Annotated in this window: 8 protein-coding genes; 4 read left to right on the top strand and 4 right to left on the bottom strand. The window is 42.9% G+C overall.

The window, feature by feature from the left end; genetic code table 11:
- Positions 1 to 198: 198 nt before the first annotated feature.
- The 3 genes from IM500_RS22345 to IM500_RS22355 all read right to left on the bottom strand — a co-directional run bounded on the left by IM500_RS22345 (position 199) and on the right by IM500_RS22355 (position 2,394).
- Entirely contained in the window at positions 199 to 555 is a 357-nt protein-coding gene (locus tag IM500_RS22345; RefSeq protein WP_002797815.1) for a hypothetical protein, read from the bottom strand.
- A gap of 68 nt (positions 556 to 623) precedes the next feature.
- Positions 624 to 1,118 carry a phosphohistidine phosphatase SixA gene (gene sixA / locus IM500_RS22350; RefSeq protein WP_147073766.1) on the bottom strand — a complete coding sequence of 165 codons (495 nt, stop codon included), beginning with the start codon at positions 1,116 to 1,118 and terminating at the stop codon, positions 624 to 626.
- Between the two features lie 52 nt (positions 1,119 to 1,170).
- Positions 1,171 to 2,394, bottom strand: coding sequence for a DHH family phosphoesterase (locus IM500_RS22355; protein WP_190722289.1), 1,224 nt, complete (start codon positions 2,392 to 2,394; stop codon positions 1,171 to 1,173).
- Positions 2,395 to 2,782: 388 nt separating this feature from the next.
- On the opposite strand from IM500_RS22355, the gene IM500_RS22360 reads away from it, so the two are divergent.
- The 4 genes from IM500_RS22360 (at position 2,783) to IM500_RS22375 (ending at position 8,156) form a co-directional block, all read left to right on the top strand.
- The gene (locus IM500_RS22360) at positions 2,783 to 3,520 is read left to right on the top strand and encodes a Uma2 family endonuclease (protein ID WP_287739560.1); all 738 of its coding nucleotides are present in this window, start codon (positions 2,783 to 2,785) and stop codon (positions 3,518 to 3,520) included.
- A 287-nt stretch (positions 3,521 to 3,807) separates the two neighbouring features.
- Entirely contained in the window at positions 3,808 to 4,947 is a 1,140-nt protein-coding gene (locus IM500_RS22365) for a citrate synthase (protein WP_190722739.1), read from the top strand.
- Positions 4,948 to 5,145: 198 nt separating this feature from the next.
- Positions 5,146 to 6,888, top strand: a complete 1,743-nt coding sequence (locus IM500_RS22370) for an ABC transporter substrate-binding protein (RefSeq protein ID WP_287739561.1) — start codon at positions 5,146 to 5,148, stop codon at positions 6,886 to 6,888.
- Positions 6,888 to 8,156: a glycosyltransferase gene (locus tag IM500_RS22375; protein WP_287739562.1), complete on the top strand. Its 1,269-nt coding sequence runs from the start codon at positions 6,888 to 6,890 to the stop codon at positions 8,154 to 8,156. The genes IM500_RS22370 and IM500_RS22375 overlap by 1 nt, the downstream gene beginning before the upstream one ends.
- Positions 8,157 to 8,331: 175 nt before the next feature.
- Here IM500_RS22375 and IM500_RS22380 read toward each other — a convergent pair whose 3' ends face one another.
- Positions 8,332 to 9,102: a hypothetical protein gene (locus IM500_RS22380; protein ID WP_287739563.1), complete on the bottom strand. Its 771-nt coding sequence runs from the start codon at positions 9,100 to 9,102 to the stop codon at positions 8,332 to 8,334.
- Between the last annotated feature and the right edge of the window lie 408 nt (positions 9,103 to 9,510).

Consider the following 9,510-nt stretch of genomic DNA (forward strand, 5'->3'; position numbering starts at 1 on the left):
GTGTAGGGTTTTACCGATTTTGAGGGGGTCAATTAGCTAATTTTCAGGGAAAAAGTCCCGGAATTTTACCCCCGATCACTCCCAGATCTGGCACTTTTTGAGGTCAAAAAAGTCTAAAAACCTTATCCAACAAGGTTTTTAGATTTATTCAGCAAACCCTAATTAACCAAAGAAAAATGTGTGTATCTAGTAACAATCTCATTGTGGATAAAACAAGTCTAAAACTTCCTCTGGTAAAGGTTCGTTGAAATCATCGGAGATGGTAAATTCTCCTCTAGCTAATCCTACCGGACGAGATCGATGAGATTGACTTAAAAATTGCCAAATTATCTTAATTTCATTTTCACTTAAAGGATTTGTATTGTCCATTTCTTGATTATTTTTAACTAAAAATTGCCATTTTTGTAATGCTTTTTCTGTTAGGTAATTGTCGGATTTGTTTGCTGCCTCTTGATGAGTTAACTTATCAATAAATTGCCCAACTAAATTAAGATTGTCTGCGGACAAAATTGCTAACTTCTCAGTTAATAACTGGCGTAATTCTACATCGTTCATGATTTTTTAACTATTAACTAAACATCGATTGTAGTCCCCAAAAAGGATAGATACACCCAGGTTAATTCCTAGAGGAGTAATTTCGGGGCTGTCAACCAGAATAACTGACACTTGCCTAGGGGATTTTCCTGATTGGGAACCTCTAGACCAATTATTCCCGCTTTTTTGACCGATAATTTTCCTTGAAACTTGCCCCAAACTAGCATTTCCGTCCAATAGCCTAAATCTGGTTCGTGGCCTACCATTGCGATCGCGTTTTCCTCTCGCTGATAGTCCGACTTTTGCCACCATTGCACCCAATCTTGAATATTGCCGTTGGGTGATAGGGGATTAAATTGCTCAATTTTACGGCTTAAACCCGCTTTTTGCAAAATTTCGGCGGTTTGCACGGCACGCACCAGGGGAGAAGTGAGAATTAGGTCAAATTTCACCCCCAACTGTCCTAATCTTTGGGCAATTTTAGCAGTTTTGGCCCTACCTTCCTCGGTTAAAGGACGTTCCCCATCGTTGAGATAATCCCCCGATTGTCCTGCTAATCCATGACGCACAAAATAAAGTTTCATATCAGTGTTAGGTCGGTCTTGGCAATGTTAACAGATAGCTGAGGTCTAATAGCTAGGTGCGAATTACCTTTTCATCGGGGTTAACTAGATGGGAAAGTTTCTGTTTAATTTGGGTGTCATACAGTTCCCACTTGAGTTTCGCATATTCGGCATTATTATTAAAACCACCGAGGAAACCGATCGGAATTTCAAAACCTCCGGCCATATAACGACCACCACCAAAAAAGCGACCTTGGTTATCCTGTCCGAAAGCTTCCTTGAGAAATTCATCGGGATCTAGGGTAATTTTACTGGTACGCATAGAACCAATGACTAACTCGATATCCTCATCTTCATCGTGAACGATACCATAAACTAAAGCCGTGTGAACATTTTCTTCTGTCACCAAAAAATCGGCAGCTTGGGGAATCGCATCCCGGTCATCATAACGCAAATAACCGACCCCGGCGATCGAATAATTATTTTTAATAATACGGTTTTTTAAGGCCCGTTCAATCACATCCATCACCCGTCGGGATCTGGCCGATTGCAGGACAGCGTTTAATAATTGGGCATCGTAGAAACGACTGAGATAACCAGCAGCAATAAATTCACACTCTTGCGCTTGCATTAAATTATTCGTATCCGATCGCAATCCGTGCATCAAAGCTGTGGCACACTTAACATGGACGGTATCGCTACTATTAAAATTCAGTAACCCTTTTTGGATATATTGGGTTAACATCGCCGCTGTTGCCCGCATTTGGGGACGAATATCGACAAATTCCGCGTCTAGATCCCCTTGGCGGGTATGATGATCGATCACGACAATAATGGGAATTTTTGCCTGTTTAACCAGAGTGGTTAACTGACTATTGGTTCCCTGACCATCGACAAAAACACAACCCTGATAAACCGAAAGATCTCTATCCTTGAGGGTATGGACTCCCCAACGTTTAGCCGGTAAACCCGTTAGTTTTACCAAAGCGACATTTTCCTGATGGGAGAGAGTACCCGCATAGACTATATCACAGTGAATATCGTACTGTTCGGCGATAATTTGATAGGCCCAGGCGCTAGAAAGGGCATCGGGATCCGGGAAATCCTGCATCACCACAATTTGATTTTCGCCCCGGTGATTTTCCAAAGTACGTCGCAGGCGATCGATTAGGGAAATAAGTAGGGTATCATTACTAACCGTGACTGGAGGAAGGGGACATACTGCCGACGCTTCCCCTACCACTACATCGGTTTCGAGGGACTTGGCAGGAACTAGACTCAGTAATTCAGCCATCATTTTTAGAAAAGTTCGCTTAAAAGTAGATTCAGTCAGGATTTTTTGAGTTAATTAATTCTAGACGATATCCTCGCTCGATCGGTTCATCTCAAATATTAAGCTTTTCTTGCCCCTAGCTCCCCACTGTCAGGCTATAACTCTAGTCTATCGAAAGACCTCTCCCGTCGCCCCCCGAAGTCGGCTGGGTTGGGGGTGAGGGCAATTAACCATCGCTGCCCCATTACTTGTGAAAAATGATATAACTGGACTTCCCCACTTCCCCACTTCCCACTCTCCGATACTTTTTAAACAGGATTTAGGAGCATCACCGTCCCTAAATATTTGCCCTGGTTTTTTCTAGTAAAGTTATACTATTAAGGAAGCCAAGACGAAATTCTAGGGTTAAGCAATGGTTAGACAACTCGACGACAGCCCGAAAACCGCAATCGTCTATCCCGATAGCGATGGTAAACCGATGGCCGATAATACAAGACAATTTCGCTGGATTACGACGATTAAATCGAATCTAGACTGGTTATTTGCCAATAATGCCGATGTTTTTGTCGCTGGCGATTTACTCTGGTATCCCGTGGAGGGAGATAATAAAACTCGGCAAGCACCCGATGTGATGGTAGCTTTTGGCAGACCCAAGGGAGAAAGAGGCTCCTATCAACAGTGGAAAGAGAACAATATCCCCCCGCAAGTGGTTTTTGAAATTCTCTCTCCGGGCAATACCCCAACGGAAATGACCAGAAAACTACTGTTTTATGACCGTTATGGCGTGGAAGAATACTACATTTATAATCCCGATAAAAATGATTTGGGCGGCTGTATTCGCCAAGAAAATCGGCTCGAAAGTCTAGAAAATCTCGATAATTGGGTAAGTCCTCGCTTGGGCATTCGTTTTCAATTAGCCCAACCAGAGTTACTGTTGTATTATCCCGATGGTCAACCTTTCACCAGTTACAACGAAGAACGACAACGGGCCGAAACGGAACGACAACGGGCCGAAACGGAAAGTCAACGGGCCGAAACGGAACGGCAACGGGCCGAAACGGAACGGCAACGGGCCGAAACGGAACGGCAACGGGCCGAACGATTGGCGGCAAAACTGCGGGAGTTAAATATTAATCCCGAAGAAACTTAAAAAAATTATCGATCGGCTCAATCGATCGAGATAGTCTCGCTACAATGAAAGTAGATAAATATCAAGTCCTCTAGCTAGAGTCGCAACAGTAAGCCCAGAAAAAATGCGCTAGGGCAGGGTTGACTAAATCGACGAAGCAATCGCTAAATAGGGGTAATTTCCGTCCACTTCTCCCCAATCCTGAACGGGAGAGGCAGAACCGAAGAATTTCTATAAAATTTCGGTAAGGGTGGAAAGATCAAGTAAGTTAGCGTTAGGGCTTAATCTTCGCCACGGAAAGTAGAACTATGACAGTTTGTGAATATCGGCCAGGTTTAGAAGGAATTCCCGCCGCCCAATCGAGTATCAGCTTTGTGGATGGGCAAAAGGGAATCTTAGAGTATCGGGGCATTCGGATTGAGGAACTCGCCGAAAAAAGTACCTTCCTCGAAACCGCCTATCTCCTTATCTGGGGTGTTCTGCCCACGGAGGCGGAACTGGAAGAATTTGCCGATGAAATCCGTTATCATCGACGCATCAAGTACCGTATCGAAGACATGATGAAATGCTTCCCCGAAAAAGGCCATCCCATGGATGCGCTACAAACTTCGGCGGCGGCTTTAGGGTTATACTATGCCCGTCGGGCTTTGGATAATCCCGAATATATCCGTCAGGCAGTAGTCCGGCTATTAGCGAAAATCCCCACCATGGTGGCGGCGTTTCAATTAATTCGCAAAGGTAATCATCCCATTCAGCCCAACGATAGTCTTGATTATGCGGCCAATTTCCTCTATATGTTGACGGAAAGACGACCAACGGATTTAGCGGCGAAAGTTTTCGATGTCTGTTTGACCCTCCACGCCGAACATACCATGAATGCCTCGACTTTTTCGGCCATGGTGACGGCTTCCACTTTAACCGACCCCTACGGTGTCATCGCTTCAGCAGTGGGAACTCTCGCCGGCCCCCTCCACGGTGGGGCAAACGAGGAAGTATTGTTAATGTTAGAGGAAATCGGTTCGGTGGCTAATGTTCGTCCCTATGTGGAAAAATGTATCGCCAATAAACAAAAAGTTATGGGTTTTGGACACCGGGTATATAAAGTTAAGGATCCCCGGGCGACGATTTTACAAAACCTTGCTGAACAATTATTCGCGGAATTAGGTTCCGATGAATACTACGATATCGCCCTAGAATTAGAACAAGCAGTGGTGGATATCTACGGCGAAAAAGGTATCTATGCTAATGTGGATTTCTATTCGGGATTGGTCTATCGGAAATTAGGCATCCCCAGTGATTTATTTACCCCGATTTTTGCCATCTCCCGGGTGGCTGGTTGGTTGGCCCACTGGAAAGAACAATTAAATGCTAACCGCATTTTCCGTCCTACCCAAATCTACACCGGAGAACACGAAGTCCCCTATACACCGATCGAACAACGTTCTTAGATTTTATCTCCCATTCTTAATGGAAACACGGTTTCTCGCCTTTGTCAATCTTTCCTAGGCGAGATTTTTTGTCTCATTTCCTGTTATATTGATGGGGCAAGGAAACAGTCCAGCGGCTTTCAGCTTGGTCAGTTTCGGTGTATATAGCAAGGCAAGGTCTTTACTTCTAGATAGTCGGACAGAAAAATATTAAAGATTATGGTGAAATTTTGGCAGGGATTAACGGTATTTTTAATTTCTTGTTTATTGCTGATTTCCCTAACTGCTTGTGGTAATCAAGTTAGACGCAATCAAGTGGTCATATCGGTATTAAGTGACCCAAAAACCTTTAATGCTGTTTTATCGGCCGAATCCCCGAATATTTTTGGTTTAACCTACGAAGGACTATTAACAGAAAATCCCATTACTGGCAAAAAAGAACCGGTCTTAGCAGAATCTTGGACAATTTCCGATGATAATTTGAGCATTATTTTTACTATCAGAGAGGGTTTAAAATGGTCGGATAGTCAACCCTTAACCGTTGATGACGTGGTTTTTACCTATAAAGAATTATATCTAAATCCTGATATTCCTAACAACTACCGCGATAGTTTAAGAATAGGATTAAAAAAAGAATTTCCAGTTATCACTAAACTAGATAATCGCAGAATCGAATTTAAACTCCCCGAACCTTTTGCTCCTTTTTTAGATGCTGTCAGTTCACCGATTTTACCTAAACACGCTTTAGAAAAAACTATTCAGAAAAAAAGCCCCGATGGTAGGTTAGAATTTCTCTCCACTTGGGGGTTAGATACTCCTCCCGATAAAATTGTTTTTAATGGTGCTTATAAACTAAAAGAATATATAACGGGACAAAGGATTATTTTTGAGAATAACCCTTACTATTGGAAAAAAGATGCCCAGGGACAACAATTACCTCATATAACTTCGGTAATTTGGGCAATTGTTGAATCGCAGGACACAACTTTACTACAATTTCGTTCGGGAAGTTTAGATTCTATTGGGGTAACTCCCGAATTTTTCTCCCTCTTAAAAACCGAAGAAGAAAGAGGAAATTTCACTATTTTTAACGGCGGACCTGCCTACGGAACCCAATTTATCGGTTTTAATCTCAATCAAGGAAAACGCGACGGAAAACCCCTAGTAGATCCGATTAAATCCCGTTGGTTTAATAACTTAAATTTCCGCCAAGCTATTGCCTACGGCATTAATCGTCAAAGAATGATTGATGATATCTATCGAGGATTGGGACAAGAACAAAATTCTTTTCTTTCTATCCAATCGCCTTTTTACGATAAAACCCTGAAAGGTTACGATTATAATCCCGAAAAAGCCAAAGAATTATTATTAGAGGCGGGATTTAAGTATAATAGTGATAATCTCCTAGTCGATATCGATAATAATCCCGTTAGATTTAACCTGATTACTAATGCGGGTAACAAAATCCGGGAAGCAATTGGCGCACAAATTAAAAATGATTTAGCCGCAATAGGAATTCAAGTGGATTTTCAAGCGATCGCTTTTAGTAATTTAGTTGATAAACTGAGTAATAGTCTAGATTGGGAGGCCCATATTTTAGGTTTTACCGGTGATAACGAACCCCACGCCCCTAATATTTGGTATGTAGATGGAAATCTCCACGCTTTTAACCAACAACCTCAACCCGGCAGCCCGCCGATTCAAGGCTGGCAAGCGGCGGATTGGGAGAAAAAAATCGCCGATTTATACGTCAAAGGTTCCCAAGAATTAGACTTTGAGAAGCGCAAAGTTATCTATAATGAAATTCAACAACTTCAACAGGAATACGTCCCGTTTATTTATCTAGTTAATCCCCTCGCTTTGGGGGCTGTGCGTAACTGCTTTGAAGGAATACAATTCTCCGCCTTGGGTGGTGCATTCTGGAATCTAGAAGAATTAAAGAAAACCTGTGGAGGTGTTTAATGACTCATTTTGGTTTACTCTGTCCTACAACTTCTGGACATATTTATTCTCTCCTACCTTTAGGAAAAGAGTTACAAAAACGCGGTCATAAAGTTACCTGTTTTCTAACTCTTGATGGTGAAGAAATGGTGCAAGCAGCCGGCTTAGATTTTCAGGCAATTGCACCTGACAAATATCCGAAAGGCACATCAGCCAAAAATTTAGCCGAAATTGGTCAATTACGGGGAACAGCCGCCGTCCGTCGCACGGTACAATTAGTAAGTGATTCTACCGCTGCCCTCTTTGAAACTATCCCTCAAGAGATGCGTCGCTTGGGAATTGATGCCCTAATTGTCGATCAAGTCTCCGCCTCAGGGGGTACAATCGCAGAAAAATTGGCTATTCCCTTTATCAGTTTTTGTTCGGCATTGGTTTTAAATCGCGATCCGCTTATTCCGCCCTTTATGACCAGTTGGGACTATAATCCCTCATTTATCGGGGTTATTCGCAATAAACTTGGCTATAAACTCCTTGACTCTCTGACTCGTCCTCTGAATGAGTTAATCAACCGGCAGCGTCAAGAATGGGGGTTAATTCCCTATCAAAACATCAATCAACGCTATTCACCCATCGCCCAAATTAGCCAACAACCCGCCGAATTCGAGTTTCCTCGGCCAAATTTACCCGCTCACTTTCACTTTACCGGTCCCTTTCACGATTCCTCCACCAGAAAAACGATTCCTTTTCCCTACGAAAAATTAACCGGACAACCCTTGATTTATGCTTCCCTCGGTACAATTCAAAATCGCCTACAATCGGCCTTTAATGCGATCGCCGAAGCCTGTGCCGATTTGCCGGTACAATTAGTTTTATCCTTGGGCAACACCGACTCTAACATTCAAATAACAACCAAAAACGCCCTAGTTGTTCCCTACGCTCCCCAATTAGAGCTTTTAACCAGAGCCTCTCTTACTATCACCCACGCAGGCTTAAATACTACCCTAGAATCCCTAGCGCAAGCTGTACCGATGGTGGCCATTCCCATCGCTAACGACCAACCGGGGGTATCTGCTCGGATAAAATGGTCGGGGACAGGGGAAGTGATTCCGATTTCCCGTCTAGAAGTTCCCCGTTTACGAGGGGCAATTGAAAAGGTGTTATCCGTCCCCAGTTACCGAGAAAATGCCCTGAGAATGCAAAAAGCGCTACAGAAGACTGGAGGAGTGAAAATGGCCGCCGATATCGTCGAAAAAGCCATTTCTACCGGCCAACCCGTCCTATCGGTATAATAGCTATGCTTGCATTAGGGAACGCACCCTACCAGAGCGGCGTACTGCTACGCAGTGCCTTCGGCATCGCACTACGGCTAGAGAAAAAAGAGGTGCGTTACATTTCATTAACGCACCCTACCAGAGCTGCATCATAACCGATAGTGTCTGCCGCCGTTCCCTGTACACGCACTTGTTAGGCATCGGATTGGCTAGAGTGTATAAACTGGTGAAAGTCTGGTGATTTAATGAATTCTTGAAGGTCTTTTATTCCCTCTATACATGAGGTTAGCATCCACCCAATATCTTCAAGATGAGCTAATAATCGAGGGTTTTGTTCATCTAAAAGACTGATTAACTTGTAATAGTCTTCTATAGAGCTAGTATCGAGTGGCGCTAAATATTCATGAATCAAATTGTTTCGTTCCACCACAATGTCTGAGAGAGCCTGTTTCTGAGCATTTAAGAAATCTGAGTCACTATAGGTAACCTTAAATAGTTGAGGTTTAGACTGACTATCATCCACCAGCACAGTGTCATGGAATTTCCCAACTAGCATACCTAATGTGTCCTTACGAAATCTCTCATAATTGTCAACGAACCGGTTACGAGTTGATGTTGATAATCCCTCGATCTGAGTCACTGAAAGTAGATACTTTAAAGTACCTTCAATCTTTGAAAAATTAACTATATTTCTACCCAGCTTTCTTAGTGCTTCAGTCCTAACTACTTCAATATCTATCGGTTCATCCATGATTAATGGTAAATCGAGATCTCTGACGTTGTTGGTTGCAATATCCTCTTCCGCCTGAGCGCTGAGGCGATCTAATTTTCCCGATGCTAGGTCCGCTTCAATTTGTCTATCCCACATCTCATCAAGATAGTCTTGAAGCCAGTTTGCCAGAGAGCGGACTTCACTTTCTGGCAGTTGCTTAATAGCCGACTCAACTTCTAAGCGATTAGTCATATAACAGGTCAGATTTGAAGATCACACCCATTTTATCGCTAATTAGGGTTTGCTGTTAAGTAGTCGTGCAAAATTAATTTCCTAGTCGAGACAGGAGACTCCGAGACAGGAGACAGGAGACGGGAGACGGGAGACGGGAGACAGCTATTAGGGATCGGATTTGAGTTTTCAGTTCACTGTTTCCTCACACCAGAAGTCTGACGGAGTAGTGGCTTAGATGTGTAATTAATTTTGCTTAGGTACTTATAACCCCGTCCATGGACTAACACAAACCGAAGAACTATAAAAGACCTCTTGCAAAAGTCTTAAGTCGATCCTTGTACAGCAACATTTTTGAAGATTATCAACTACTAATAAATAATTAACTGAAAGTCCCTCCCATTATTGTTTCTATCGTTTGTTTTCGGA

The organism is Microcystis sp. M179S2 (assembly GCF_020245805.1).
Classification (GTDB): domain Bacteria; phylum Cyanobacteriota; class Cyanobacteriia; order Cyanobacteriales; family Microcystaceae; genus Microcystis; species Microcystis aeruginosa.

Coding starts and splice junctions, on each gene's coding strand:
- IM500_RS22380 (WP_287739563.1), bottom strand. CDS start 9,102: ATGACTAATCGCTTAGAAGTTGAGTCGGCTATTAAGCAACTGCCAGAA.
- IM500_RS22375 (WP_287739562.1), top strand. CDS start 6,888: ATGACTCATTTTGGTTTACTCTGTCCTACAACTTCTGGACATATTTAT.
- IM500_RS22370 (WP_287739561.1), top strand. CDS start 5,146: ATGGTGAAATTTTGGCAGGGATTAACGGTATTTTTAATTTCTTGTTTA.
- IM500_RS22365 (WP_190722739.1), top strand. CDS start 3,808: ATGACAGTTTGTGAATATCGGCCAGGTTTAGAAGGAATTCCCGCCGCC.
- IM500_RS22345 (WP_002797815.1), bottom strand. CDS start 555: ATGAACGATGTAGAATTACGCCAGTTATTAACTGAGAAGTTAGCAATT.
- IM500_RS22355 (WP_190722289.1), bottom strand. CDS start 2,394: ATGATGGCTGAATTACTGAGTCTAGTTCCTGCCAAGTCCCTCGAAACC.
- IM500_RS22360 (WP_287739560.1), top strand. CDS start 2,783: ATGGTTAGACAACTCGACGACAGCCCGAAAACCGCAATCGTCTATCCC.
- sixA (WP_147073766.1), bottom strand. CDS start 1,118: ATGAAACTTTATTTTGTGCGTCATGGATTAGCAGGACAATCGGGGGAT.